The organism is Micromonospora rifamycinica (assembly GCF_900090265.1).
Lineage (GTDB): Bacteria > Actinomycetota > Actinomycetes > Mycobacteriales > Micromonosporaceae > Micromonospora > Micromonospora rifamycinica.
In genome coordinates this window covers 2,584,401-2,610,418 of sequence record NZ_LT607752.1, presented here as the reverse complement: position 1 = coordinate 2,610,418, position 26,018 = coordinate 2,584,401, and the positions used below count along the sequence as shown (strand labels likewise).

The 26,018-nt window shown below is 73.0% G+C and carries 19 protein-coding genes and 2 pseudogenes; 14 read left to right on the top strand and 7 right to left on the bottom strand.

Annotation, left to right across the window (positions count from 1 at the left end):
- Nucleotides 1-37 precede the first annotated feature (37 nt).
- Nucleotides 38-793, bottom strand: coding sequence for an amino acid ABC transporter ATP-binding protein (locus tag GA0070623_RS10500; RefSeq protein ID WP_067314364.1), 756 nt, complete (start codon nucleotides 791-793; stop codon nucleotides 38-40).
- Between the two features lie 196 nt (nucleotides 794-989).
- On the opposite strand from GA0070623_RS10500, the gene selD reads away from it, so the two are divergent.
- Nucleotides 990-1,979, top strand: a complete 990-nt coding sequence (gene selD / locus GA0070623_RS10495; RefSeq protein ID WP_067314366.1) for a selenide, water dikinase SelD — start codon at nucleotides 990-992, stop codon at nucleotides 1,977-1,979.
- A 304-nt stretch (nucleotides 1,980-2,283) separates the two neighbouring features.
- A complete protein-coding gene (locus GA0070623_RS10490) occupies nucleotides 2,284-2,763 on the top strand; it encodes a hypothetical protein (protein WP_067314369.1) in 480 nt (159 codons plus the stop codon).
- A 112-nt stretch (nucleotides 2,764-2,875) separates the two neighbouring features.
- Here the strand turns inward: GA0070623_RS10490 and GA0070623_RS10485 are convergent, their stop codons facing one another.
- Nucleotides 2,876-3,103 (bottom strand): DUF2277 family protein, encoded by a 228-nt coding sequence (locus GA0070623_RS10485; protein ID WP_067314371.1) that lies wholly within the window; start codon nucleotides 3,101-3,103, stop codon nucleotides 2,876-2,878.
- A gap of 66 nt (nucleotides 3,104-3,169) precedes the next feature.
- On the opposite strand from GA0070623_RS10485, the gene miaB reads away from it, so the two are divergent.
- Nucleotides 3,170-4,684, top strand: coding sequence for a tRNA (N6-isopentenyl adenosine(37)-C2)-methylthiotransferase MiaB (gene miaB / locus GA0070623_RS10480; protein ID WP_067314373.1), 1,515 nt, complete (start codon nucleotides 3,170-3,172; stop codon nucleotides 4,682-4,684).
- Between the two features lie 44 nt (nucleotides 4,685-4,728).
- Here miaB and GA0070623_RS10475 read toward each other — a convergent pair whose 3' ends face one another.
- From GA0070623_RS10475 to GA0070623_RS10465, 3 genes are all read right to left on the bottom strand, one after another.
- Nucleotides 4,729-6,105, bottom strand: a complete 1,377-nt coding sequence (locus tag GA0070623_RS10475; RefSeq protein WP_067314376.1) for a pectate lyase family protein — start codon at nucleotides 6,103-6,105, stop codon at nucleotides 4,729-4,731.
- A 491-nt stretch (nucleotides 6,106-6,596) separates the two neighbouring features.
- A complete protein-coding gene (locus GA0070623_RS10470; protein ID WP_067314179.1) occupies nucleotides 6,597-8,252 on the bottom strand; it encodes a cellulase family glycosylhydrolase in 1,656 nt (551 codons plus the stop codon).
- 472 nt (nucleotides 8,253-8,724) lie between these two features.
- Nucleotides 8,725-9,933: a DUF349 domain-containing protein gene (locus GA0070623_RS10465; RefSeq protein WP_089003998.1), complete on the bottom strand. Its 1,209-nt coding sequence runs from the start codon at nucleotides 9,931-9,933 to the stop codon at nucleotides 8,725-8,727.
- Nucleotides 9,934-10,187: 254 nt separating this feature from the next.
- On the opposite strand from GA0070623_RS10465, the gene GA0070623_RS10460 reads away from it, so the two are divergent.
- The 4 genes from GA0070623_RS10460 (at nucleotide 10,188) to dapF (ending at nucleotide 13,325) form a co-directional block, all read left to right on the top strand.
- Nucleotides 10,188-10,637: a nuclear transport factor 2 family protein gene (locus GA0070623_RS10460; protein WP_197700066.1), complete on the top strand. Its 450-nt coding sequence runs from the start codon at nucleotides 10,188-10,190 to the stop codon at nucleotides 10,635-10,637.
- Nucleotides 10,638-10,832: 195 nt separating this feature from the next.
- Nucleotides 10,833-11,576, top strand: a complete 744-nt coding sequence (locus GA0070623_RS10455; RefSeq protein ID WP_067314177.1) for a class III extradiol dioxygenase subunit B-like domain-containing protein — start codon at nucleotides 10,833-10,835, stop codon at nucleotides 11,574-11,576.
- Nucleotides 11,546-12,484, top strand: coding sequence for a tRNA (adenosine(37)-N6)-dimethylallyltransferase MiaA (gene miaA / locus GA0070623_RS10450; RefSeq protein ID WP_084261567.1), 939 nt, complete (start codon nucleotides 11,546-11,548; stop codon nucleotides 12,482-12,484). Before GA0070623_RS10455 ends, miaA begins: the two co-directional genes overlap by 31 nt.
- 7 nt (nucleotides 12,485-12,491) lie before the next feature.
- On the top strand, nucleotides 12,492-13,325 hold the full coding sequence (gene dapF / locus GA0070623_RS10445; protein ID WP_067314180.1) for a diaminopimelate epimerase: 834 nt from the start codon (nucleotides 12,492-12,494) through the stop codon (nucleotides 13,323-13,325).
- A gap of 341 nt (nucleotides 13,326-13,666) precedes the next feature.
- Here dapF and GA0070623_RS10440 read toward each other — a convergent pair whose 3' ends face one another.
- The gene (locus tag GA0070623_RS10440; protein WP_067314173.1) at nucleotides 13,667-15,139 is read right to left on the bottom strand and encodes an NAD-dependent malic enzyme; all 1,473 of its coding nucleotides are present in this window, start codon (nucleotides 15,137-15,139) and stop codon (nucleotides 13,667-13,669) included.
- A 175-nt stretch (nucleotides 15,140-15,314) separates the two neighbouring features.
- On the opposite strand from GA0070623_RS10440, the gene hflX reads away from it, so the two are divergent.
- Both hflX and GA0070623_RS10430 read left to right on the top strand, forming a co-directional pair.
- Nucleotides 15,315-16,766, top strand: a complete 1,452-nt coding sequence (hflX, locus tag GA0070623_RS10435) for a GTPase HflX (protein ID WP_067314171.1) — start codon at nucleotides 15,315-15,317, stop codon at nucleotides 16,764-16,766.
- Nucleotides 16,767-16,814: 48 nt separating this feature from the next.
- Nucleotides 16,815-18,476 (top strand): annotated as a pseudogene (locus tag GA0070623_RS10430) (hypothetical protein); the annotation flags it as partial.
- 582 nt (nucleotides 18,477-19,058) lie between these two features.
- Here the strand turns inward: GA0070623_RS10430 and lexA are convergent.
- A complete protein-coding gene (gene lexA, locus GA0070623_RS10425) occupies nucleotides 19,059-19,841 on the bottom strand; it encodes a transcriptional repressor LexA (RefSeq protein WP_067313765.1) in 783 nt (260 codons plus the stop codon).
- Nucleotides 19,842-20,423: 582 nt separating this feature from the next.
- On the opposite strand from lexA, the gene nrdR reads away from it, so the two are divergent.
- The 5 genes and pseudogenes from nrdR to GA0070623_RS10400 all read left to right on the top strand — a co-directional run bounded on the left by nrdR (nucleotide 20,424) and on the right by GA0070623_RS10400 (nucleotide 25,994).
- Nucleotides 20,424-20,912: a transcriptional regulator NrdR gene (nrdR, locus tag GA0070623_RS10420; protein WP_067313767.1), complete on the top strand. Its 489-nt coding sequence runs from the start codon at nucleotides 20,424-20,426 to the stop codon at nucleotides 20,910-20,912.
- Nucleotides 20,913-20,994: 82 nt separating this feature from the next.
- A pseudogene (locus tag GA0070623_RS10415) lies at nucleotides 20,995-23,879 on the top strand (vitamin B12-dependent ribonucleotide reductase).
- 106 nt (nucleotides 23,880-23,985) lie between these two features.
- The gene (locus GA0070623_RS10410; RefSeq protein ID WP_067313771.1) at nucleotides 23,986-24,942 is read left to right on the top strand and encodes a DUF2332 domain-containing protein; all 957 of its coding nucleotides are present in this window, start codon (nucleotides 23,986-23,988) and stop codon (nucleotides 24,940-24,942) included.
- Between the two features lie 109 nt (nucleotides 24,943-25,051).
- Complete coding sequence (locus GA0070623_RS10405) at nucleotides 25,052-25,294, top strand: DUF5522 domain-containing protein (protein ID WP_067313773.1); 243 nt, start codon at nucleotides 25,052-25,054, stop codon at nucleotides 25,292-25,294.
- A 148-nt stretch (nucleotides 25,295-25,442) separates the two neighbouring features.
- Nucleotides 25,443-25,994, top strand: a complete 552-nt coding sequence (locus GA0070623_RS10400) for a hypothetical protein (protein WP_067313784.1) — start codon at nucleotides 25,443-25,445, stop codon at nucleotides 25,992-25,994.
- Nucleotides 25,995-26,018: the final 24 nt, after the last annotated feature.

Sequence of the window (26,018 nt, the reverse complement as noted above, 5' to 3'; positions counted from 1 at the left end):
GAATGCACCGGGAACCGGCGCGCTCCACTACGGACGCCTAGTGCGTGAGGATCTTGGAGAGGAAGTCCCTGGCCCGCTCGCTGCGCGGGTTGGCGAAGAACTCCGTCGGCGGGGCGTCCTCGACGAGTTGCCCGTCGGCCATGAAGATGACCCGGTTGGCGGCGTGCCGGGCGAAGCCCATCTCGTGGGTCACCACCACCATCGTCATGCCCTCGCCCGCCAGCGAGGTCATCACGTCCAGCACCTCGCCGACCATCTCCGGGTCGAGCGCGCTGGTCGGCTCGTCGAAGAGCATCGCCTTGGGCTGCATGGCCAGCGCGCGGGCGATCGCCGCCCGCTGCTGCTGGCCGCCGGAGAGCTGGGCCGGGTACTTGTCGGCCTGGTTGGCGATGCCCACCCGGTCGAGCAGGGCCAGGCCGCGCTCACGGGCGGCGGCCGGCTTCTCCTTGCGGACCTTGATCGGCCCGAGGGTGACGTTCTCCAGGATGGTCTTGTGGGCGAAGAGATTGAACGACTGGAAGACCATGCCGACCTCGCTGCGCAGCTTCGCCAGCGCCCGGCCCTCGGCCGGCAGCGGCTGCCCGTCGAAGGTGATCGTCCCGTCGTTGATCGGCTCCAGCCGGTTGATCGTCCGGCAGAGCGTCGACTTGCCGGACCCGGACGGCCCGATCACCACGACGACCTCACCCTTGCCCACCGAGAGTGACACGTCGTCGAGCACGTGCAGGGGGCCGAACCACTTGTTGACCTTGTCCAGCACGATCAGCGGTTCGCCGGTCGCCACGTCGTCCACCGTCCCTGTCGTCGTACCGGAAAGCGGGGGCGGTTGCCCCCCGGTTGGGCCACTGTAGGCGGGGCGACGTGGCGGAACGCAACTCCACGGGTCACGGAGAGGTAACACCGGTGCCGGGTGGGCACGGACGTCCGAATTCCGCCTTCTGTCGGGCCGTCGGGTGGCGGGTCGACCGTCCGGCGGAGACGATGAGGGGATGACCGACCGGGTCCGCCTGACCGAGTACGCGCGTGGTGGCGGCTGCGCCTGCAAGATTCCGCCGGGGGAGCTGGAGGCGATGGTCGCCGGGCTCGGCCCGGCCACCGGCAGCGCCGAGCTGCTGGTCGGCCTGGACCACGGCGACGACGCCGCGGTGGTCCGGCTGGACGAGCGGACCGGGCTGGTCACCACCGCCGACTTCTTCACCCCGGTCGTGGACGACGCCTACGACTGGGGGCGGATCGCCGCCGCGAACGCCCTGTCGGACGTGTACGCCATGGGCGGCACCCCGCTGGTCGCCATCAACCTGCTCTGCTGGCCCCGGGACGTCCTGCCGCTGGAGCTGGCCCGGGAGGTGCTGCGCGGCGGTCAGGACGTGGCCCGGGAGGCCGGCTGCCACCTGGCCGGCGGGCACAGCGTCGACGACGACGGCCCGAAGTACGGGCTGGCCGTGACCGGGCTGGTCCGCCCGGACGAGTTGATCACCCTGGACGCCGGCCGGGCCGGCCTGCCGCTGTCGCTGACCAAGCCGCTCGGCGTCGGGGTGCTCAACACCCGGCACAAGGCGACCGGTGAGGTCTCCGCCGAGGCGGTGGCGTCGATGACCACGCTGAACCGGGATGCGGCCCGCGCCGCCGTCGCGGCCGGCATCCGCTGCGGCACCGACGTGACCGGTTTCGGGCTGCTCGGGCACGCCTCGAAGCTGGCCCGGGCGAGCGGGCTGACCGTGGCGCTCGACGCCACCCGGGTGCCGTACCTCCCCGGGGCACGGGCGGCGGTCCGGGACGGGCACGTCAGCGGCGGCACCCGGCGCAACCTGGACTGGGTGCGCCCGTGGACCGACTTCGGGTCGACCGGCGAGGCGGACCGGCTGCTGCTGGCCGACGCACAGACCTCCGGCGGGCTGCTGGTCGCCGGTGAGGTGCCCGGCGGCACGGTGATCGGCGAGCTGCTGCCCCGGGGCGCGTCGATGGTCGTGGTGCGCTGACCCGCCCGGCCCGGTGACGCGCGCCCTGGCCCGGTGACGTGCCCGGCCGGGTGAGGTGCGCCCGGCCTGCTGGCGCGTCCGGTGGGCGTCGGGGCGGCGGCGCGCCGCCGGGCTGGCCCGCGCCGGGCACCGTACCCGATAAACTGTCATCTTCCTGCCACTCCCAGCAATGGCACCCTGGGAAATTTTGCCCGGAATGGTCACAGACCGGTAACTTGCCCCCTCCTGGGGGCAAATGCCCCCCACCATCGTCAGTAAGGCCCGATCCGGAGGCCGGTGGGAACTAACGCAGCGAGGAGGCGGCATGACCGAGCTGTGGAACTGGAGAATCGACCGGGCCGAACCCGTGACGGTCTACCCGGCCCTGGCCGAGGCGCTCGGCCGGGTGGTGATGCCGCTGGCGGTGGCGGACCCGGCCCGGCTGCCCCGGCACGCGGTGATCTGCGACGTCTGGCAGGCCCCGGGGGAGTTCGGCACCATGGTCGACTGTTACGGCGTCCCGGAGTCGCGGCACGAGCTGGGCACGATCGCCGCGCTGGCCCGGTTGCTCGACCGGGACTGCCTGCTCACCGACGACACCCTCGACGCCGGCCGGCACCTGCTGGTCGCGCCGGGCGGCACGATCCGCCCGGTGCACTTCGAGGTGACCGAGACCGACGACGGCGAGCTGCTCTCCGCCCGCCGGCTCTGCACCCTGGCGCACCCGGCCTGCCGTGGCTGGTCGCGGTGCCGCGGCTCCCGCTGGGCCCCCGACTCGGTCAACCCAGCCCTCGCCGCCGCCTGACGGGCCGCCCCCCCACCCCGTCGATCATGGAGTTGTGGCGCTCGCAGAGCAGGTCAAACCGGCCTAATCCGTCCACCACAACTCCATGATCGACAGGAGCGTGGGGTGAGGGTCAGGGGGCCGGGGTGGGGCGGGTGCCCCGGACCTGCAACTGGTCCAGGAGGGTCGCGGTGGCGGCGGTCACCGCGCCGACCGCCGCCTGGAAGGCCGCCGCGTTGTGCGCGGCCGGGGCCCGGAACCCGGACACCTTCCGGACGTACTGCAACGCCGCCGCCTCGATGTCGGCCGGCGTCACCCCCGGCACGTACGGCTCACGCAGGGTCTTGATGCTCCGGCACACGGCTCCTCCTCGTTGGGGTCTTCCCGCTCGGCCCGGGTCGGTCGGCCCGGATACGCTGTGCACGTCATGACTACCGCAGCGGCGGGCAGCCCGCGCACCTACCAGGTGCGTACCTACGGCTGCCAGATGAACGTGCACGACTCCGAGCGCATCTCCGGCCTGCTCGAACAGGCCGGTTACGTGCGGGTCGCCGAGGCCGACGAGAACCCGGACGTGGTGGTGTTCAACACCTGCGCCGTCCGGGAGAACGCCGACAACCGGCTCTACGGCAACCTCGGTCACCTGCGTCCCGTCAAGGACCGGCACCCGGGGATGCAGATCGCCGTCGGTGGCTGCCTCGCCCAGAAGGACCGCGGTGACATCGTCCGCAAGGCCCCCTGGGTGGACGTGGTCTTCGGCACCCACAACATCGGCTCGCTGCCGGTGCTGCTGGAACGGGCCCGGCACAACACCGCCGCCGAGGTGGAGATCCTCGAAGCGCTCGACGTCTTCCCGTCGACCCTGCCGACCCGGCGCGAGTCGACGTACGCGGGCTGGGTGTCGATCTCGGTGGGCTGCAACAACACCTGCACGTTCTGCATCGTGCCCGCCCTGCGCGGCAAGGAGAAGGACCGCCGCCCCGGCGACGTCCTCGCCGAGGTGCGCGCCCTGGTCGCCGAGGGGGTGCTGGAGGTCACCCTGCTCGGGCAGAACGTCAACTCCTACGGCGTCGAGTTCGGCGACCGGTACGCCTTCGGCAAGCTGCTGCGCGCCTGCGGGGACATCGACGGGCTGGAGCGGGTCCGGTTCACCAGCCCGCACCCCAAGGACTTCACCGACGACGTGATCGCCGCGATGGCCGAGACCCCGAACGTCTGCCACTCGCTGCACATGCCGTTGCAGTCCGGCTCCGACGACGTGCTGCGGGCGATGCGCCGGTCGTACCGCTCCGAGCGGTACCTCGGCATCATCGACAAGGTCCGGGCGGCCATGCCGGACGCCGCGATCACCACCGACATCATCGTCGGGTTCCCCGGCGAGACGGAGGCGGACTTCGCGCAGACCCTCGACGTGGTGCGCGCCGCCCGCTTCTCGTCGGCGTTCACCTTCCAGTACTCCAAGCGCCCCGGCACCCCGGCGGCGACCATGCCCGACCAGCTGCCCAAGCAGGTGGTGCAGGAGCGGTACGAGCGGTTGGTCGCCTGCGTGGAGGAGATCACCTGGGCCGAGAACCGCAAGCTGGTCGGCGAGACCGTCGAGGTGCTGGTCGCCGTCGGCGAGGGTCGCAAGGACGAGCGCACCGGCCGGTTGTCCGGCCGCGCCCGGGACGGGCGTCTGGTGCACTTCGCGGCCGGGGCGGCCGGTCAGCCCGGGGCGGCCGGCACCATCCGGCCGGGCGACATCGTGCACACCACCGTCACGTACGCCGCTCCGCACCATCTCAACGCCGACGGCGCCCCGCTGGCCCACCGGCGGACCCGGGCCGGGGACGCCGCCGAGGCCGGTCGCGCCCCGCGTACCCCGGGGGTGTCGCTCGGGTTGCCCACGGTCGGGCCGCCGGCCGCGCAGCCCGCGCCGACGACCGGCTGCGCCGCGCACTGACCTGCCGGGGTCCGCCGGTGTGGCGGACCCCGGCAGGTGCGCGGTCAGACCGAGATGCGGCCCGCGCCGGCGCCCGCCGTCACGATGGACTTCACGCTGCTCGCGCTGTCCAGGGTGTACGGGTACGGGATGCCGGCGACACTGCCGCCGGTCTGCCCGGCGGGCGAGTTGACGAAGTGGTTGTTGCGGGCCACCAGGCTGCCCGGCCCGGAGTCGGCCTCACCGAGGTGGTAGGTGTCCTTGACGTTCTCGAAGTAGTTGCCCTCGACGAGCACCCCGGCGCTCATGGTGGAGGCCACCCCGTAGCCGGCGTTGTTGTAGTAGTAGTTGTTGTAGACGTGCACCGGGTTGCCGAAGCGGACCCGGGGGTTGCGCTGCTTGCTGCCGTCGTACCAGTTGTGGTGGTAGGTCACCCGCAGGTGTCCGATGTCCTGGCTGCCGTTGTCGTCGCTGTGCCCGAGCAGCATCGTCTTGTCGTGGCTGTAGACCCGGTTCCAGGAGACGGTGACGAAGTCCGAGCCCCGCTTGATGTCGACGGTGCCGTCGTAGCCGTTGCTGAAGGTGTTGTGATCGATCCAGATGTTGGTGGCCGAACTCTCCACGTTGATCGCGTCGTCGCTCCAGTTGCGGAACGTCAGGTTCCGGATGATCACGTTGCGGTCGCCGTTGACGGTGAACCCGCAGCCGACGATGGTCGCCCCGGAGTTGCCGAGCACGGTCTTGTTGGACCGGACCCGCAGCATGCCCGAGCAGTTGATGGTGCCGGAGACCCGGATCACCGCCGCGCCGGTGGCGTTCAACGCGCTGGTCAGCGCCGAGGCGGTGGTGACCGTGGTCGTGCCGGCGCTGCCGCCGCCGGTGGTGCCGCCGTTCTGGGTGGCCCAGCCCACCAGGCCGGTCTGCGGCTGGCCGGGCGGCGGGGTGGTCGGTGGCGGGGTGGTCGGCGGGGGCGTGGTCGGCGGGGGTGGGCTCGACGGCGGGGTGGTCGGCGCGCCGGTGGGTGCGGTGCTTCCGGTGCAGGTCACCCCGTTGAGGGTGAAGCTGGTCGGTGCCGGGTTGCTGGAGTTGTTCCAGGTGCCGTTGAAGCCGAAGGAGACGGTGCCGCCGGTCGGCACGCTCCCGTTGTAGCCGACGTTGGCGGCGGTCACCGTGCTGCCGCTCTGCGACACGGCGGCGTTCCAGGCGTCACTGACCGTCTGCCCGGCCGCGTACGACCAGCGCAGGCTCCAGCTCGACAGCGGGTCGCCGAGGTTGGTGACGGTGACGTTGCCGGTGAATCCGCCCTGCCACTGGCCGCCGACGGTGTAGTCGACCGCGCAGCCGGGGGCGGCCTGGGCGGCGACGGCGGTGAGTGCGCTGGTGGCGAGCAGGGCGACGGTGGTGGCGGCGATCAGCGTCGTACGACGCCGGGGTGTACGCATGCTGCGTCCTTTTCGGGTGGGACAGGGCTGCCGTCGACGGGAGAGCCGCCGGTGGCTGCCGCGCCAGTGGGCACCCGCGGTGACTCGGGACGTCGCCGATCGGCCCCTGCCAGGGGGTCAGGTCGGTACGAGGTGGCTCCCGTGTGGTGCGCCCGCAGCCCGGACAAGCGCTTTCCCGAGCAAAGCATAGACAGGCGCAGATGTAAATCGGCGTGCCGGACACGCCCTCACAGCGGTGGAAACGGCCCGGCAGCGGTGGAAACGGCCCGGCAGTGCCGGTCACGGCCCGGCAGTGCCGGTCACGGCCCGGCAGTGCCGGTCACGGCCCGGCAGTGCCGGTCACGGCCCGGCAGTGCCGGTCACGGCCCGGCAGTGCCGGTCACGGCCCGGCGGTGGTGGTCACGGCCCGGCGGTGCGAACGAGCGGCCGGGTCGCCGGCCGACGGGAAACGTCGACCGGCGACCCGGTGGTGGAGCAGTGGTGGTGGTGGCTCAGCAGGCGGTGCCCTTGAGCTTCACCGCACCCGGGGCGGCGGCCGTACCGTTGGCGGTGAAGCCCACGGTGACCGACGCGCCGGCCGCCAGGGTCGCCGCGTAGGCCGGCGCGGCGGCGGTCACCGTCGTGCCGGACTGGGTGACGGTGGCGTTCCAGCCGTTGACCAGGGTGACCCCGGCCGGCCAGGTCCAGGTGACCGACCACGGGTTGACCGCCGACGAGCTGGTGTTCTTCACGGTCAGCTCGCCCTGGAAGCCACCCTGCCAGGCGTTGACCTGCTTGTAGGTGGCGGTGCAGCCACCGGCCGGCGGGGGCGTGGTGGTGGGCGGCGGGGTGGTGGTCGGCGGGGGAGGCGTGGTGGTCGGCGGCGGCGTCGGACCGGTGGTGGTCGGCGTCGGGGTGCCGGTCGGGTCGGTGCCGCCACCCGTCGGCGGGATCAGGTACGGCTGGAGGATCGCCTGCTTGGCGGTGTTGATGTTGGTCCAGTCGTCCAGCGCGATGCCCCCGGTGTCACCCGAGTTCGGGTTCCACGACCAGTAGGTGAAGGACATCCCGTTGACCCCGGTGCCGGTGTAGGCCATCAGCTTCTCCAGCCAGACCTTGTCCCGGGGGTCGGCCAGGGTGCTGCCGAACTCGCCCATCATGATCGGGGCGATGTTCTGCTTGTACAGGTAGCCCCAGTAGCGGTCCCAGACCGCCGGCAGGTTCGCCGGGAAGTCCGCGGCCTTGAACCAGTCCTGCTCGTAGACGCTGGTGGCGTACTCGTGCGGCGAGTAGACCAGCCGGTTCGCCACGCTCAGCCGGACCGGGAACTGCCCGGCCTTGGACAGGTTGCCGCCCCACCAGCCGCAGTCCTCGTCGTTGCTGGTGTCGTTGTCCCAGACGTTCGACAGGCCACCGCTGGGGCAGCTCACCCCCTCCACGAAGATCAGCCAGTTCGGCTGCACCCCGAGGATGGCGTTGCCGGCCCGCTCGGCGGCGAGCCGCCAGTCCCGGGCGGTGTCCCCGCAGCCCCAGCACGCACCGGTCGCGGCCGGGTTGGTGCCCTCGGCGTGCGGCTCGTTGTGCAGGTCCGCGCCGATCACCGTGGTGTTGCCGGCGTACCGCTGGGCCAGCATCTTCCAGTCGGCGAGCCAGGTCGCCTCGGAGACCGTCGAGGTGTACCAGAGCGGCGACTGCCCGGCCGAGGTCGGCCGGTGCCGGTCCAGGATGACCCGCATGCCCTTGCTGCCGGCGTAGTTGATCACCTTGTCGAGGATCTGCAGCGGGGAGAGCCCGACCAGGTCCGGGTTGACGAAGTCGTTGATCCCGGTGGCCGTCGCCCCCGGCTTCAGAGCGTCGTTCGAGAACGGGATGCGCAGCGTGTTGTAGCCCAGGCTGGCCATCTTGTCGAGCTGCCCGCGCCACGGGTTGTTGGACCACAGCCCGTGGAACGTCCGGTTGTCGGTCTCCATGCCGAACCAGTTGATGCCGGTCAGCCGTACCGTCGCGCCGGTGCTGTCGACGATCTTGTTGCCGTTGGTGTGCAGGTAGCCGGTGCCGGTGCCGGCGGCGGACGCCGGCGCGGTGCCGACGGTGGCGGCGACGATCACGCCGGCCGCAGCGGTGGCGAGCGCGGTCAGCGCGGCGCCGATGAAACGGGGTCGGTACATTCGGGCTCCACTTCGGATGCCCGGCGTCACCACGGCGACGCAGGGCGGAAAACCAGGGGAACGCCGGCCGCCGCCGGTCCGTCCCGCATTCCTCGGGTACGCGGACAGCGCGCGACGTGCCGGGTCACGTGGACGCGGCCACTCGCTGCGGTGCCCCGGCGCCTCCCGACGACGGTGTCCGTCGTCGATGCCCTCGCGCCGGTGGGACAGACCTGGCTCTGCCGCTCATTCTGATCAGCCCGCCTCGATGCGTCAACCGCACCCCCGGTGGTCGCCACCGGACGGGCGTGCCGTTGACCGGGCGGTGGGCTCTGATCCTGGTTGTAGTGGCATCACACCGTCGGGACACCACTACATCCACGATCGAGCACGATCATGCTCGGCGGGGCGGGGCGGGGCGGGGCGGGGCGGGGTGGGACATGCGGAAGCCCCCGGTCCCCAGGGGGAGCGAGGGCTTCCGGGGTGGTCGGGGTCAGCCGGCCTGCTCGGCGAGCTGGAGGAACTGCCGCTTGGAGGCGAGCGCCTGCTCGGCCTCCCTGACCCGACGGGCGTCCCCGGCGGCCTGGGCGCGGGTCAGCCGCTCCTCGGCCTCGGCGACCTGCGCCCGCATCTGCGCGAGCAGCGGGTTGTCCTCCTTGGTGGTCCGCCGCCAGGCCGAGTCCATCACCTCGCGGACCTTGTCGTCGATCGCCCGCAGCCGCCGCTCCAGACCGGCGGCGGCCTCCCGGGGAACCCGGCCGGCCTCGTGCCACTGGGCCTGGATCTCCCGCAGCTTGGCCTGGGCGCCCTTCGGGTCGCCGTCGACGTCCAACGCCTCGGCCTCCACCAGCAGCGCCTGCTTGCGCTCCAGGTTGGCGCGCTGCTCGTTGTCCCGGGCCGAGAAGACCTCGCTACGCCGGCTGAAGAACGCGTCCTGCGCGGCGCGGAACCGTTCCCAGAGCTTCTGCTCCGACTCCTTGGCGGCCCGTGGCGCGGCCTTCCACTGGTTCATCAGCTCCTTGAGCTGGTTGGCGGTCGCCGCCCAGTCGGTGGAGTCGGAGAGCTTCTCGGCCTCGGCGACCAGCTCCTCCTTGACCGTGTGCGCCTGCTTGCGCTGCTGGTCGAGGGAGGCGAAGTGCGCGCCCCGACGCCGGGTGAAGCCGTCCCGGGCGGCGGCGAACCGCTTCCACAGCTCGCCGTCGGCCTTCTTGTCGACCCCCCGGATGGTCTTCCACTCGTCGAGGATCTCCTTGAGCCGGTCACCGGCGGTCTTCCAGCCGGTCGACTCGGCGGCCAGCTTCTCGGCCTCCTCGACCAGGGCGGTCTTGCGGGCGAGTGCCTCGCCCCGGGCCGCCTCCCGGGCGGCCCGCGCCTCACCGGCCTTCTCCTCGGCGACGACGGCGAGCTTGTCCAGCCGCGTGGCGAGGCCGTCGATGTCCCCGACGACGTGCGCCTCGGGCAGCGAAGCCCGGATCCGCCGGATCGTGCTCAGCGAACCACCCGCGTCGGCGGTACCCGAGTTGAGGCGTGCCTCGGTCAGATCCACCTCGGTGACCAGGTCGGCGAAGCGGCGGGCGAAGTGCGCCAGGCCCTCCTCGGGGGCGCCTGCCTGCCAGGATCCGACCACCCGCTCACCATCGCCGGTCTTCACGTACACGGTGCCGTCCGCGTCCACCCGTCCGAAGGCAGTCCAGTCGCTCATGTGCACATCCTCGTTCTCCCGGCGTCGACAGGAAACCCCCCGCGATCGCCGCCACGGCGCAGCCAACTTGCTCCCGGCATTGTCACAGGTCCGCCCCCGTCCCCGTCGAGCGCCTGTGTCTGACCGTGACCATACGGTGTCCTAGCACCCACATACAGACTCCGCGGGGGGAGTGTCGCCATGAGCCGTACGGTGTACCGTACGGCGTACACGATGCTGCCGCCCGCACTTCCGGGCGGACGAGGAGGAGCAGGATGACCCAGTCCCACACCCGGATGACGCCCCCGGCCGACCCCGGCTTCGTGCCCGACGCCACCGACCTCGCCGAGCTGGACGAGTGGTTCCGGCACTACGACGCCCTGGCCGGGGCGGGTGACGTGGCCGGGACCGCCGAGCTGGCGATGTTCCCGCTCAACACGGTCACCGACGACGCGGCCGGCGAGGGCTCCGCGCGCCAGCTCGACCGGGCGGCCTACCTGGAGATGATGGGCGGCGTGCTCGGTGGCGGCGGTGACCTGCGGATGGAGAGCCGCCGCACGCCGTACTTCCTCACCCGCAGCCTGGCCGTGGTGCTCACCGAGGCCGAGTTCACCCTCGACGGCGAGCGGCAGCGGGTGCGCTACGCCGACGTGCTGGTCCGCACCGGCGGGCAGTGGCGGTTCCAGACCATGATCCAGGGCGGCTGGGGCGGCCAACCCGGCTGACCGCCGGCACCCCGCCCGTCCGGGCCGCCGGTCGGCCGGCGGGGTGACCTCGGCCGTCGGATCGACCTCGGCGGCCCTGCGGCGGATCGGGGTGCCCGAGCCAACGGGTGCCCCGGCCGCCGGTGGGTCGGCGGGGTGCCGGAGCCGTCGGGGTGACCCCGGGGGCCGGAGGTGCCCGGCCGGTAACGTGGCCTGGTGCCCCTGGTCGCCGCGGCCGTCTGTCCGCACCCGCCGTTGATCGTGCCCGAGCTGGCCGGCGCCGCCGCGCCCGAGCTGGCGGACCTGCGCGCCGCCTGCGCCGCCGCGGTCACCGCCCTCTACGCCGTCGGCGTACGCACCGTCGTGCTGGTCGGCTCCGGCGAGCACACCGCCGAGCTGGAGCCGCCCTATCAGGGCAGCTTCACCCCGTGGGGCCTGCCCCGGACGGTGCGCCTCGGCCCGGGGGAGGGGGCCGGAGGGCTGCCGTTGAGTCTGCTGGTCGGGGCCTGGCTGGTGGACCGGGTGGGACCGCCGACGCCCACCGCCTGGCGGATGGTGAGCGTCGCACCGGACGAACCGGTCGACCGGTGTGCCGCCGTCGGAGCCGGGCTCGTCGAGGCCGGGCGCGCGGCGGACGAGCCGTGGGCACTGCTGGTGCTGGGGGACGGCTCGGCCTGCCACGGGCCGAAGGCACCCGGCTACGACGACCCGCGCGCCGGGGCGTACGACGAGGGGGTGGCCCGTGCCCTGGCCGGCGCGGACGTCGACGCGCTGCTCGGCCTGGACCCGGTGGTGTCGGCGGAGCTGAAGGCCGCCGGCCGGGCGGCCTGGCAGGTGCTGGCCGGAGCGGTCCGGACCGCCGGCGGTGACTGGCACGGTGAGCTGCGTCACCACACGCAGCCGTACGGCGTCGGTTACCTGGTGGCCTCCTGGACCCGGACGGCCGGGCGGGTGCGGTGAGCGGCACGGTCGTCGCCGTGGTGGGGCCGACCGCGGCGGGCAAGTCGGCGCTGAGTATCGCGCTGGCGCACGCCCTGGGCGGCGAGGTGGTCAACGCCGACTCGATGCAGCTCTACCGGGGCATGGACATCGGCACGGCCAAGCTCAGCCCGGCCGAGCGGGACGGCGTGCCGCACCACCTGCTGGACATCTGGCCGGTCACCGAGCCGGCCAGCGTCGCCGAGTACCAGCGGCTGGCCCGCGCGGCGGTCGACGACATCCTGGCCCGGGGGCGGGTGCCGCTGCTGGTCGGCGGCTCCGGCCTCTACCTGCGGGCGGTGCTCGAACAGTTCGAGTTCCCCGGCACCGACCCGGCGGTACGCGGGCGGCTGGAAGCGGAGCTGGCGCAGCTCGGCCCCGCCCCACTGTACGCCCGGCTGGCCGACGCCGACCCGGTGGCGGCGGCGGGCATCCTGCCCGGCAACGGTCGGCGGATCGTCCGGGCGCTGGAGGTGATCACGCTGACCGGGGCGCCGTTCACCGCCTCACTGCCCGACCCGACGCCGTACTACCCGGCCGTACAGCTCGGGGTCGACCTGGACACACCGCTCCTCGACGAGCGGATCGCGCTGCGGGTCGACCGGATGTGGGCCGACGGCCTGGTCGCCGAGGTCCGTGCGCTGCTCGGGCAGGGCCTGGCCGACGGGCGGACGGCCAGCCGGGCGCTCGGCTACCAGCAGGTGCTGCGCTTCCTGGCCGGCGGGACCGACGAGGCACAGGCGCACGACGAGACGATCCGGGCCACCCGGCGCTTCGTCCGGCGGCAACGCTCCTGGTTCCGCCGTGACCAGCGGATCCACTGGCTGGACCCGACGTCGCCGACGTTTGTCGACAGTGCGCTGCGGGTGGTCGCCGGGCATCGGCGATGATGGGGTCGTGGAGTTCACCAAGGGCCACGGCACCGGCAACGACTTCGTCATCCTGCCCGATCCGGACGGCGCCCTCGACCTGACACCCGGCCTGGTCGCCGGGATCTGCGACCGGCGGCGGGGCGTCGGCGGCGACGGCGTGCTGCGGGTGGTGCGCGCGGCCAAGCACCCCGAGGGGGTCGTCCTCGCCGACACCGCCGAATGGTTCATGGACTACTGGAACTCCGACGGCTCGTTCGCCGAGATGTGCGGCAACGGCGCCCGGGTCTTCGTCCGCTACCTGCTGGCCAGCGGGCTGGCCACGCCGACCGCCGGCACCCTGCCGGTGGCCACCCGCGCCGGCCTGGTGCGGGCCCGGCTCGAGGGCGACGCCATCGCCGTCGAGATGCGCCGCCCCCGGCTGTACGACGCGTCGAGCGCCGTCCTCGGCGGGCTCACCCTGCCCGGCACGGCGGTGGACGTCGGCAACCCGCACCTGGTCTGCGCCCTGCCGGCCGGCGTCGACCTGGCCGACCTGGACCTCACCCGGGCACCCGGGTTCGACCCCCGGCTCTTCCCGCAGGGGGTGAACGTCGAGTTCACCACCCCCGGCGACCCGGTGGACGGCACCGACGGTCACCTGCTGATGCGGGTCTACGAACGCGGCTCGGCCGAGACGCTCTCCTGCGGCACCGGCGCCTGCGCGGTCGCCGCCGTGGCCCTGCGCGACGCCGCCCGGGACACCGGCACGATCACCGTCGACGTCCCCGGAGGCCGGCTCACGGTGACCGTGACCGACGACTCCTGCTGGCTCTCCGGCCCCGCCGTCCTGGTCGCCACCGGCACCCTGACCCTTCCCTGACAACCAACCCACCCTCCGGCCTGGCCACGCCGCGCCCCGCCCTGTCCCCGTCTCGCCTCGCCCCGGTGATCAAGAGGTTCAGGTCACCCCGTCGGCGGCGAATGACGCAAACCTCTTGATCACCGGCACCCGACGGGGGTGTCCTGCGGTGATCAAGAGGTTTGAGACAGGGCGAGCGGCCTGGATGACGTAAAGCTCTTGATCGCCCGGCCTCGACGGGGGTGGTGTGCGGTGATCAAGAGATTTGGGGCAGGGCTAGCTGTCTGGATGACGTAAAGCTCTTGATCACCGGGGCGAGGCGGGGCGAACCGGGCGGTGAGGGGCAGGGGTGGGGTGGGGGGTCAGGGGGTGGCGCTGGCGGTGGCGGCGATCTCGGGGAGGTCGGCGGGGCCCGGGTCGGCGGCCGGCGGCGGGGTGACGGCGGGGTTCTGGGCGGCGGCGCGGACGGCGGCGGCGACCGCCGGGGCGACCCGGGAGTCGAAGACGCTGGGCACGATCACGGTCGGGTTGATCTTGTCCTCGCCGACCACGTCGGCGATGGCGCGGGCCGCCGCGATCGCCATCTCCTCGGTGAACTCCTCGGCGTGGGCGTCCAGCATGCCCCGGAACACACCGGGGAAGGCGAGCACGTTGTTGATCTGGTTGGGCTGGTCCGAGCGGCCGGTGGCGACGATCGCCGCGTGCTTGCGGGCCTCCCGGGGGTCGACCTCCGGATCGGGGTTGGCCAGCGCGAAGACGATCGCGTCCTTGGCCATGGTGGCGATGTCGTCGCCGGTGAGCAGGTTGGGGGCGCTGACGCCGATGAAGACGTCCGCGCCCTGGACCGCGCCGGCCAGGTCGCCGGAGTAGTTCTCGGCGTTGGTGTTGTCGGCCAGCCACTGCCAGGCCGGGTTGAGCCCGGTCAGCCCACGGTGCAGGGCACCCTGCCGGTCGTACGCGATGATGTCGCCGACGCCCTGGCGCAGCAGCAGTTTCATGATCGCGGTGCCGGCCGCGCCGGCCCCGGAGACGACCACCCGGACGTCGGCGAGCTGCTTGCCCACCACGCGCAGCGCGTTGGTCAGCGCGGCCAGCACGCAGATCGCGGTGCCGTGCTGGTCGTCGTGGAAGACCGGGATGTCCAGCGCCTCGCGCAGCCGGGCCTCGATCTCGAAGCAGCGCGGCGCGGCGATGTCCTCCAGGTTGATCCCGCCGTACGCCGGGGCGATGGCCTTGACGATCGCCACGATCTCGTCGGTGTCCTGGGTGTCCAGGACCACCGGCCAGGCGTCCACCCCGCCGAACCGCTTGAACAGCGCGGCCTTGCCCTCCATCACCGGCAGCGACGCCGCCGGGCCGAGATTGCCCAGGCCGAGCACCGCCGAGCCGTCGCTGACCACGGCGACCGTGTTGCGCTTGATGGTGAGCCGCCGGGCGTCCGCCGGGTTCTCGGCGATCGCCATGCAGACCCGGGCCACCCCCGGGGTGTACGCCCGGGACAGCTCGTCACGGGTGCGCAGCCCGACCTTCGAGTGCACCTCGATCTTGCCCCCGAGGTGCAGCAGGAACGTCCGGTCGGACACCTTGCGCACGTCCACCCCGTCGAGCGCACTGAGCGCCTCGACGACCTGGTCGGCGTGGCCGGCGTCGGCGGTGTCGCAGGTGAGGTCGACGATCACGTGGGTCGGGTCGGAGTCGACCACGTCCAGCGCGGTGACGATCGCCCCTGCCTCGCCGACCGATGTGGTCAGCCGGCCGATCGAGGAGGCGTCCGCGGGGACCGCGATCCGGATCGTGATCGAGAATCCGGCACTCGGCAGTCGGGTGATGGCCACGGAAATACCTCCGTCGTCGCTGGCGGCTCGTCAGCATTTCTACTCGCCCACCGGGCCACGACGGCAGCCGCCCCCGCGTTCGGCGACCTCCACCACGGGCATATACCTGTCGCGTTCGGCGTTGACCCGTGTCAGGATTACTCGGTACATGCACAGAACGGACAGGAGTCGCAGCTTGCGAGACCAGGAGACCCACACCCCCTACTCGGACGACGACCTCGACGCCACGACCGGCGAGTACGAGCTGTCGGAGCGGCAGGCGTTGCGGCGGGTCCCCGGCCTCTCCACCGAGCTGACCGACGTCACCGAGGTCGAGTACCGCCAGCTCCGGCTGGAGCGGGTCGTCCTGGTCGGGGTCTGGACCGAGGGCACCCAGCAGGACGCCGACAACTCGCTGACCGAGCTGGCGGCGCTGGCCGAGACGGCCGGCTCACAGGTGCTCGAAGGGCTGGTCCAGCGCCGCGGCCGTCCCGACCCGGCCACCTACGTCGGTCGGGGCAAGGTCGACGACCTGGGCGCGGTGGTGCTCTCCACCGGTGCCGACACGGTGATCTGCGACGGTGAGCTGTCCCCGTCCCAGCTGCGGAACCTGGAGCAGCGCACCAAGGTCAAGGTGGTCGACCGCACCGCGCTGATCCTCGACATCTTCGCCCAGCACGCCAAGAGCCGGGAGGGCAAGGCGCAGGTCGAGCTGGCCCAGCTCGAATACCTGCTGCCGCGGCTGCGGGGTTGGGGCGAGACGCTCTCCCGGCAGACCGGTGGTTCCGGGCGCGGCGGCGGCGCCGGCGGCGGCGTGGGCCTGCGTGGTCCGGGTGAGACCAAGCTGGAGACCGACCGGCGGCGCATCCGGCACCGCATCGCCCGGCTGCGCCGCGAGATCAAGGCGATGAAGACGGTACGCCAGACCAAGCGTGCCCGCCGTTCCCGCAACGCCGTTCCCGCGGTGGCCATCGCCGGTTACACCAACGCCGGCAAGTCGAGCCTGCTCAACCGGCTCACCGGTGCGGGCGTGCTGGTGGAGAACGCGCTCTTCGCCACCCTGGATCCGACCACCCGCCGGGCCACCACGTCGGACGGGCGGCTCTACACGCTGTCCGACACGGTGGGTTTCGTCCGGCACCTGCCGCACCAGATCGTCGAGGCGTTCCGCTCGACGCTGGAGGAGGTGGCCCAGGCCGATCTGGTGGTGCACGTGGTCGACGGCACCCACCCCGACCCGGAGGAGCAGGTCCGGGCGGTGCACGAGGTGCTCTCCGAGGTGGGTGCCGACCGGCTGCCCGAGCTGCTGGTGGTCAACAAGACCGACGCCGCCGACGAGGAGTCCCTGCTGCGGCTCAAGCGGCTCTGGCCGGACGCGGTCTTCGTCTCGGCGCACAACGGGCGCGGGATCGACGGGCTGCGCGAGGCGATCGAGCAGCGGCTTCCCCGCCCGGCGGTGGAGGTCCGGGTGGTGCTGCCGTACGACCGGGGAGACCTGGTGGCCCGGCTGCACCGGCAGGGTGAGGTGCTCGGCACCGTCCACCTGCCGGAGGGCACGTCGCTGCACGTCCGGGTGTCCGAGGCGCTCGCCGCCGAGCTGACGCCGTTCGTGGCGGTGGGTGATCCGGCGGTGGCCGGCAGTCGGTGAGCGCTCCGGTGTGATCTGAGGTTCACGGTGGCATGCGACACTGACGCCATGCGCCGCGCTGTCTCCTCGGTCACGGTTGCCCTCGCCCTGTTGGGCGCGGCCGTGGCGTCCGCTGCTGCCGCCGGGGCGGCACCGGCCTCAGCCGCCCCGCTCGGGGCGGGACCGTCCGCCACGCTTCCGGTCGCCGCCGGGGTTCCGGTCGCGGTGCCCCCGGTCGCCGCCGCGGTCGCCGGCAAGAAGAAGTGCACGATCACCGACGAGCGGCTGCGGGAGCTGTCCGGGCTGGTCGCCACGAAGACCGGCTACATCGTGATCAACGACGGCACCCTTCAGGAGAGCCGCAAGCGGGTCTTCTTCCTGGACACCAAGTGCAAGATCGCCAAGGAGCCGGTGAAGTACTCCGGTGACGGCCCGTTCGACACCGAGGACCTGGCCCTCTCACCGGACGGCAAGACCCTCTGGATCGCCGACACCGGGGACAACGTCACCAGCCGGGAACGGCGTACCCGGGTCGCGGTCTGGACGATGCCGGTCAGCGGGTCGAAGCAGCCGGTGCTGCACCGGCTGTCGTACCCGGAGCGCAAGCCGCACGACGCCGAGGCGCTGCTGGTCGGCGCGGACGGCCTGCCCCTGGTGATCACCAAGGTGCCCAGCGGCAAAGCGGAGATCTTCACCCCGGAGGCCAAGCTCGACCCGGACGGCAACACCGAGCCGGTGCCGATGAAGAAGGTCGGCGAGATCACCCTGCCCAAGACCACCACCGACAATCCGCTGAACATCATCGGCCGGGTGGCGATCACCGGGGCGGCCCGGTCGCCGGACGGCAGCCGGGTGGTGCTGCGCACCTACGCCGACGCCTTCGAGTACGACGTCAGCGGCGACGACATCGTGGCCGCGCTGACGACCGGCAAGCCCCGGGTCACCCCGCTGGCCGACCCGTTCGGCGAGGCCATCGCGTACACCCCGGACGGCACCGGCTTCGTCACCGTCTCCGACGGCGGGGAACTCTCCCCGGAGGACCCGATCGACATCCTCGGTTACACCCCCTCCACCAAGGGCGCCGAGACGGTCGAGGGCGCGGCGGGGGCCAAGCCGGCGGCCGGGCAGTCCTGGTACGACAAGCTCAGCCTGGACCAGATCACCTACCTGATCGGCGCGGTCGGCGCGGTCGGCGCGGTGCTGGTCGGGGCCGGCATCATCGGGATCGTCCGGTCCCGTCGGCGGGCCGCGGCGGCCGGCGACGACGCGGACGACCCCGACGACGCGGTCGTCACCTCCGGTGCGGTGTCCCGGGCGGAGGGTTTCCCGGCGGGTGTGCCCGCCCGGGGTGCCGAGCCGGCCGGGGAACGGCCGCGTGGCGGTGGCGTCTACGGCGCTCCGGCGCCGGCCGGCGGCCCACCGGCCCGACCTGCGGGTGGTGCCGTCTACGGCGGTGGCCGACCCCCGGCCGCGCCGGGAACGGCTTCCCCCGGCGGTCCGGGAGGTGCCAACCCGTCGACTGGCGGACGGCCGTCGGGCGGCGGTGTCTACGGTGGCGGTCGTCCCGGCGGTGGCGCGGTCTACGGTGCGGCCCCGGCCGGCGGCCCACCGGTCAACGGTGCCGGTCCGCGCGGTGCGGCACCACGGGGTGCCACCCGGGGCGGCGTGCCGGCGGGCGGTGACCCGCGCGGCGGTGCCCCGGCCGGTGGGCGCGGTGGTGCTCCGGCGGATCCGCGTGGCGGTGCCCCGGCCGGCCCACGCGGCGGCGCTCCGGCTGGTGGGCGCGGCGGTGCCCCCGCTGGTGGGCGCGGCGCTGGCCCGCATGGCGGTGCCCCGGCCGGTGGGCGCGGTGGTGTCCCGGCGGATCCGCGCGGTGGCGCCCCGGCGGGCGGTCGTGGTGGGCCCGTGGGGGGTCGGGGCCGTGGTGGTGCTCCGGCCGGTGGGCGTGGTGCGCCGCCGGACGGGCGTGGTGGTGCTCCGGCCGGCGGACGCGACGGGGCCGGCGGCTACGGCGGCGGGCGGGCCGAACCGCCGCGCCGCGAGGGTGGTCCCCGCGAGCCGCGCTCCGGTCCGCGCCGTGACGGCGGCCACGACGACCGGCGGGGCGGCCAGTACGGTCCGCCGCCCGGCCGCGGCGGCGAACGCTACTGACTCCGCAGTTCGACGGCAGCGGCGCGGACGCTACCGGCTCCGCAGTGCCCGGCCGGCGGCGGAAGCTCCCGGCTCCGCAGTTCGGCCGCGATCTCCGGGGTGGCGGCCGGCGCGGGACGACAGCGCCGGCCGCCCCGGTCGGAGGCGGCCGGCCGGGACGGGTCAGATCCGTCGGAGCACCGCCACGACCCGACCCATGATGGTGGCGTCGTCGCCGGGGATCGGATCGAAGGCCGGGTTCTGCGGCATCAACCAGACGTGACCGTTGCGCCGGCGGTAGGTCTTGACGGTCGCCTCACCGTCGAGCATGGCGGCCACGATGTCCCCGGCCTCGGCGATCGGCTGCTGCCGGACCACCACCCAGTCGCCGTCGCAGATCGCCGCGTCGAGCATCGAGTCGCCCTTGACCTGGAGCATGAAGACCTCGCCCTCACCCACCAGCTCGCGGGGGAGCGGGAAGACGTCCTCCACCGCCTGCTCGGCCAGGATGGGGCCACCGGCGGCGATCCGGCCGAGCATCGGCACGTACGCGGGGGTGGGGCGCTGGGCGCGGCTCAGCTCGTCGTCGGCGTCGCCGGGGGCACGGACGTCGACGGCCCGGGGACGGTTGGGGTCGCGCCGCAGGAAGCCCTTCTTCTCCAGCTCCTTGAGCTGGTAGGCGACGCTCGACGGGGAGACCAGGCCGACCGCCTCGCCGATCTCGCGGACGCTCGGCGGGTAGCCGTGCCGCTCCACCCAGCTGCGGATGAACTCCAGGATGCGGCGCTGCCGGGCGGTGAGGTCGACGGCGGCCGGGTCGGGGAAGCCGCTGACCACCGGGGTGACCGGGCGTACGGCCGGCTGGCCGGTCCGGCTGCGGGCGGCGCGGGGGCGTCGAGTGGCCGGCGGACCCGCCTCGGCGATCGGCTGCGGGTTCTTCTGCCGGCTGGCCCGGTCCTCGGTCACGTCCGTCCTCCCTGGTCGGCGCTGGGTGCCTTGGCGGCTCGTGGTGCGTGCGGGGTGTCGCGGTGCCGGACCGACGTGGTGCGCCGTGCCCGGTCGTTCATGACCGTATAGGTGAGATCGGTCATTTTCAAACATCTGTTCGACGCGGCCCGGCGTGTCGGGTGGAGAAGTGGGCGCGTCGGACGTCTGTTTCTGCTAGATCGTACGTCCTCGTCGAACCTGTGTTCGACCGGTCGGCGGTGTCCGGGTGGGTCGTCCGTTCCGGGGACCTGTCCGGACGGTCGGTAACCTTCCGGTGATCCGGTCGGTTGGGCTGTCGGCGCCGGTGGGTGGTCGGCTCGCCGGGCGGCCCGGAGGTGACGCGCCGGACACGCCGGCAACTTGACCCGACTCGGCCGGAAGCCTACGGTCGACCCCTAGATGTAGTAGTGACACGGGCGTAAGTTGCCCACAGGTTGGGTTCGACTACCCACCGCACTCCCGTACCGTCGATCACGGCGACGGCCGGCGGGGCCGGCTCCGTCGGGTCGACGCGTGCCCGGAGGTGGGTGGCGTGCCCCGGTCGATCAAGGAGGTCGGGCGATGCGGTGTCCGTACTGCCGGCACGCCGACTCCCGGGTGGTCGACTCGCGCGAGGCCGACGACGGTCAGCTGATCCGTCGGCGGCGCTCCTGCCCGGAATGCGGCAAGCGGTTCACCACCGTCGAGGAGGCGGTGCTCGCGGTGGTCAAGCGCAGCGGGGTGACCGAGCCTTTCAGCCGGACCAAGATCATCGGTGGGGTACGCAAGGCGTGTCAGGGTCGACCGGTCGACGAGGACTCCATCGCCCTGCTGGCGCAGAAGGTCGAGGAGACCGTCCGGGCCAAGGGGGCGGCCGAGCTGCCGAGCCACGACGTGGGCCTGGCGATCCTGGGACCGCTGCGCGACCTGGACGAGGTGGCCTACCTCCGCTTCGCCAGCGTCTACCGCTCGTTCGACTCACTGGCCGACTTCGAGCGGGAGATCGAGACGCTCCGGGCCGCCGCGCAGGCCCGCGCCGACGCGGCCGGGGCGGCCCACCGTACCGACTGACAGCTTTTCCGACAGCGAAGACTTCGATTCAGACAGTGACGACGCGCGGCCGGGCGGCCGCGCAGACGAGGGGGCCGATGAGATGGCGGGGGACGGCGTGACAACAAGCCGGTCGCGGGCGGCGAAGAACGGCGCGGTGACGGGGCTCAGGGTGCAGCGGGTCTGGACGACCGAGGGCGTGCACCCGTACGACGAGGTGGCGTGGGAGCGCCGTGACGTCGTCATGACCAACTGGCGGGACGGCTCGATCAACTTCGAGCAGCGCGGGGTGGAGTTCCCCGAGTCCTGGAGCGTCAACGCGGCGAACATCGTGACCACCAAGTACTTCCGGGGGCGGTGGGAACCCCGCAGCGCGAATGGTCGCTCAAGCAGCTCATCGACCGGGTGGTCAAGACCTACCGGGCCGCCGGGGAGCAGCACGGCTACTTCGCCACCCCGGCCGACGCCGAGGTCTTCGGGCACGAGCTGACCTGGATGCTGCTGCACCAGGTGTTCAGCTTCAACTCGCCGGTCTGGTTCAACGTCGGCACCCCCTCTCCAGCGCAGGTCAGTGCGTGTTTCATCCTTGCCGTCGACGACTCGATGGACTCCATCCTGGACTGGTACAAGGAGGAGGGGCGGATCTTCCAGGGCGGCTCCGGCGCCGGGGTCAACCTCTCCCGGATCCGGTCCTCGAAGGAGCTGCTCTCCTCCGGCGGCACCGCCTCCGGCCCGGTCAGCTTCATGCGCGGCGCGGACGCCTCCGCCGGCACCATCAAGTCCGGCGGTGCCACCCGGCGGGCGGCCAAGATGGTCATCCTCGACGTCGACCACCCGGACATCGAGGAGTTCGTGGCGACCAAGGCGCGCGAGGAGGACAAGATCCGCGCGCTGCGGGACGCCGGCTTCGACATGGACCTCGGCGGCACCGACATCGTCAGCGTCCAGTATCAGAACGCCAACAACTCGGTCCGGGTCTCCGACGAGTTCATGGCGGCGGTGGAGAACGGCGGCAGCTTCGACCTGCGGGGCCGGCTCGACGGGCAGACCATCGAGACCATCGACGCGCAGAAGCTGTTCCGCACCATCGCCCAGGCCGCCTGGGAGTGCGCCGACCCGGGCCTGCAGTACGACGACACCATCAACGACTGGCACACCTGCCCGGAGACCGGCCGGATCACCGCGTCGAACCCGTGCTCGGAGTACCTGCACCTGGACAACTCCTCGTGCAACCTGGCCTCGCTGAACCTGATGAAGTTCCTCAAGGCCGACGGTGGCTTCGAGGTGGAGAAGTTCGTCAAGAGCGTCGAGTTCGTCATCACCGCGATGGACATCTCGATCTGCTTCGCCGACTTCCCGACCGAGAAGATCGGCGAGACCACCCGGGCCTACCGGCAGCTCGGCATCGGCTACGCCAACCTGGGCGCGCTGCTGATGGCCTCCGGCCTGCCGTACGACTCGGAGCAGGGCCGGTCGGTGGCCGCGGCGATCACCTCGCTGATGACCGGCACCGCGTACCGCCGCTCGGCCGAGCTGGCCGGGGTCGTCGGGGCGTACGAGGGCTACGCCCGCAACGCCGAGCCGCACAAGCGGGTGATGCGCAAGCACGCCGCCGCCAACGACGCGATCAAGCCGGCCGGTACGGTCGCCACCGCCATCCTGCGGGAGGCGACGAAGCAGTGGACCGAGGGCAACAAGGTCGGCGACCGGCACGGCTGGCGCAACTCGCAGGCCAGCGTGCTCGCGCCGACCGGCACCATCGGCCTGATGATGGACTGCGACACCACCGGGGTCGAGCCCGACCTGGCGCTGGTCAAGTTCAAGAAGCTGGTCGGCGGCGGCTCGATGCAGATCGTCAACCAGACCGTCCCCCGCGCGCTGCGCAGTCTCGGCTACCCCGAGGAGCAGGTCGAGGCGATCGTCGAGCACATCGCCGACCACGGTCACGTGGTGGACGCCCCGGGCCTCAAGCCGGAGCACTACCCGGTCTTCGACTGCGCGATGGGCGAGCGGTCCATCGCCCCGATGGGCCACGTGCGGATGATGGCGGCCGTCCAGCCGTTCATCTCGGGCGCGATCTCCAAGACGGTCAACATGCCGGAGCAGGCCACCGTCGCCGACGTCGAGAAGATCTACTTCGAGGGCTGGAAGCTCGGCCTGAAGGCGCTGGCGATCTACCGGGACAACTGCAAGGTCGGCCAGCCGCTGTCGGTGGCCAAGCCGAACAAGACCGCCGCCCCGGCCGTCGTCGAGGCACCCGCCCCGGCCGCCGTCGAGAAGGTCGTCGAGTACCGTCCGGTGCGCAAGCGGCTGCCGAAGAAGCGTCCGTCCGAGACGGTCTCCTTCTCCGTCGGCGGCGCGGAGGGCTACCTCACCGCGTCGTCCTACCCGGACGACGGCCTCGGCGAGGTCTTCCTGAAGATGTCCAAGCAGGGTTCCACCCTGGCCGGGGTGATGGACGCCTTCTCGGTGGCCATCTCGATCGGCCTGCAGTACGGCGTCCCGCTGGAGACGTACGTCAGCAAGTTCACCAACATGCGCTTCGAGCCGGCCGGTATGACCGACGACCCGGACGTGCGGATGGCCGCCTCGGTGATGGACTACATCTTCCGTCGCCTGGCGCTGGACTTCCTGCCCTACGACCGCCGTGCCGAGCTGGGCATCTTCACCGCCCAGGAGCGGGCCGCGCAGCTGCGGGCCGAGGCCGAGGCGGAGGTGGCCGGCACCGACCTGACGGCGATGGCGTCCTCGGCCCCGGTCGAGGCGGTCGAGCCGAAGACCGGCCCGTTGGCCCAGCCGGCCCAGGAGCTGGCCGAGGTGGCCGCCGCCAAGCCGGCGCCCGCCGTGGGCTCCTCCACCGAACTGCTGGAGGCCGTGATCGGCAAGGCCGCCGACGCGCCGCTCTGCTTCACCTGCGGCACGAAGATGCGCCCGGCCGGTAGCTGCTACGTCTGCGAGGGCTGCGGCTCCACCAGCGGTTGCAGCTGACGTACCCGCACGCGAGGGCCGGCACCCCGGTGGGTGCCGGCCCTCGCGCCTGCCCGGCCCGCCCCACGGGGCTGCGCGGCGCGGAACCGGCGGGCAGCATGGGGGCATGACCACCGCCGACCGGTACGTCGAGTTCGCCACCCGGGAGGCGCACGGCGTCTCCCCGACCTACGAGCGGCTGGCCCACGCGGTCGCCCGGGACGACGGGTTGCTGGCGCTGCTGGACGACCTGCCCCCGGCCAGGCGGCAGCCGCAGCTGCTGTTCGGCGTGGTCCGCTGGCTCGGTGGCCCGGTCGACGATCCGGCCGCGTTCCGCACCCACACCGTGGCGCACTGGGCCACCGTACGGGCCGCGATGCTCACCCGGGCGGTGCAGACCAACGAGGCCGGGCGGTGTGCGGCGGTGCTGCCGGTGCTGGCCGCGCTGCCGCAGCCGCTGGCGCTGCTGGAGGTCGGCGCGTCCGCCGGCCTCTGCCTCTATCCCGACCGGTACGCCTACCGCTACGGCGACCACCTGCTCGGCCCGGGCGAGCCGGTCCTCGACTGTGCGCTGACCGGCACCGACCCACCGACCGTCCGCCCGCAGGTGGTGTGGCGGGCCGGGCTGGACCTGAACCCGCTCGACGTCACCGACCCGGCCGACGTGGCCTGGCTCGACGCGCTGATCTGGCCGGAGCACGCCCACCGCCGGGACCGGCTGCGGTCGGCGGCCGCGGTGGCCGCCGCCGACCCGCCGGAGCTGGTCCGTGGCGACCTGGTGGACGACCTCCCGGCGTTGGCCGCGCGGGCACCGGCCGGCGCGACGCTGGTGGTCCTGCACACCTCCGTGCTCTACCAGGTGCCGCCGCCGCGCCGGGCCGCCTTCCGGGAGATGATCGGCACCCTGCCCGGTCACTGGGTGTCCGCCGAGGCGGCCGACGTGCTCGACTGGGACGGCGTGCCGCCCCCGCCCGACGGGGCGCTGCACAACGTGCTCGCCCTGGACGGGACGCCGCTGGCCTGGGTCCGCTCGCACGGCCAGGCGGCCCACTGGTTCGACCGACCCCGCCCGCGCCACGGCTGACCCGCCCGCGCCACGGCTGACCCGCCCGCGCCGGGATCCACCCTGCCCGGGCTGCGGCTGACCTGCGCAGGGGTGCTGGTCAGGACGACAGGTCCGTAGACTCCCCGCGATGAGGGAGGAACGACGTCCGTTGGCGGACCGGCCGCTGACCGAGCCGCATCCGTCCCGGCTGTCGCCGGAGCGCCCCGACCGGGCGCGGATCCTGGCCGTCCACGCCGCCGCGCTCGCCGCCGGGGAGGCCGGCTATCCCGACCCGGCCACCGGGCTGTTCGTCCTCACCGCCGGTTTCCTGGCCCGGCGCGGCACCTGCTGCGGGCGCGGCTGCCGGCACTGCCCGTACGTTGACGACTAGATCCCGGCCACCCCGTGTCACCGTGGTCGTGCCGTGCTCTCTACCGCGGAGGGCGGGTCGGTGGGGGTCTTCCGTCCGGCTGCGGCAACCCGTACGGTTTCCGACGGACATCGGCGGATTTCCCGTCGACGATCGCGGAGGTGTGCCCGTGCACGGGCGGATCTGGTTGGCCGGGGTGGGCGTGCTGTTGACCACGGGTTGCGGCGCGGCGGAGGCCGATCCGGTGCGGCTGCCGGCCGAGGAGCCGGCCGCGGTTGAGGTGGAGGCCGCCTCGTCGGGCGGGGCGTGCCGGCTGCTCGACTTCGCGGTGATCGAGGAGCACACCGAGGTCCGGTTCGACGTGGCCGCCGCCAGTGAGCGCGGTGACACCCGCACCTGTGTGGTGCGGGCCACCGACGCCAGCTGGCCGGAGCTGACCCTGACGGTCACCGACACCTCGATCGACGTGCCCACCTTCACCGCCGACGTGCTGCCCGACGGGGCGACGAAGGTGACGAAGCTGGGCCAGGCCGGCTACCGGCGGACCGGCCCGAAAGCCGCGAAGCACGGGCCGACGGCCGAGGTCGGCTGGCTGGCCGCCGAGGACCGGCTCGCCGTGCTCCGCTGGACCTGCCCGCCGGGCGACGACCGGGCGACCGCCGGTGCGGTGGCCGGCCGCCTGGTCGACCTGGCCAGGAAGCTCGACACCCGGCCGCTGTGACCACCGGTTCGGGGCCGCTGCCCC

Bases quoted from the DNA above. Each gene is read 5' to 3' on its own strand.
- GA0070623_RS10460 (WP_197700066.1), top strand. From the start codon at position 10,188: ATGACCCAGTCCCACACCCGGATGACGCCCCCGGCCGACCCCGGCTTC.
- GA0070623_RS10410 (WP_067313771.1), top strand. From the start codon at position 23,986: ATGACCACCGCCGACCGGTACGTCGAGTTCGCCACCCGGGAGGCGCAC.
- miaB (WP_067314373.1), top strand. From the start codon at position 3,170: ATGACTACCGCAGCGGCGGGCAGCCCGCGCACCTACCAGGTGCGTACC.
- nrdR (WP_067313767.1), top strand. From the start codon at position 20,424: ATGCGGTGTCCGTACTGCCGGCACGCCGACTCCCGGGTGGTCGACTCG.
- GA0070623_RS10465 (WP_089003998.1), bottom strand. From the start codon at position 9,933: ATGAGCGACTGGACTGCCTTCGGACGGGTGGACGCGGACGGCACCGTG.
- GA0070623_RS10470 (WP_067314179.1), bottom strand. From the start codon at position 8,252: ATGTACCGACCCCGTTTCATCGGCGCCGCGCTGACCGCGCTCGCCACC.
- GA0070623_RS10475 (WP_067314376.1), bottom strand. From the start codon at position 6,105: ATGCGTACACCCCGGCGTCGTACGACGCTGATCGCCGCCACCACCGTC.
- selD (WP_067314366.1), top strand. From the start codon at position 990: ATGACCGACCGGGTCCGCCTGACCGAGTACGCGCGTGGTGGCGGCTGC.
- GA0070623_RS10490 (WP_067314369.1), top strand. From the start codon at position 2,284: ATGACCGAGCTGTGGAACTGGAGAATCGACCGGGCCGAACCCGTGACG.
- GA0070623_RS10405 (WP_067313773.1), top strand. From the start codon at position 25,052: ATGAGGGAGGAACGACGTCCGTTGGCGGACCGGCCGCTGACCGAGCCG.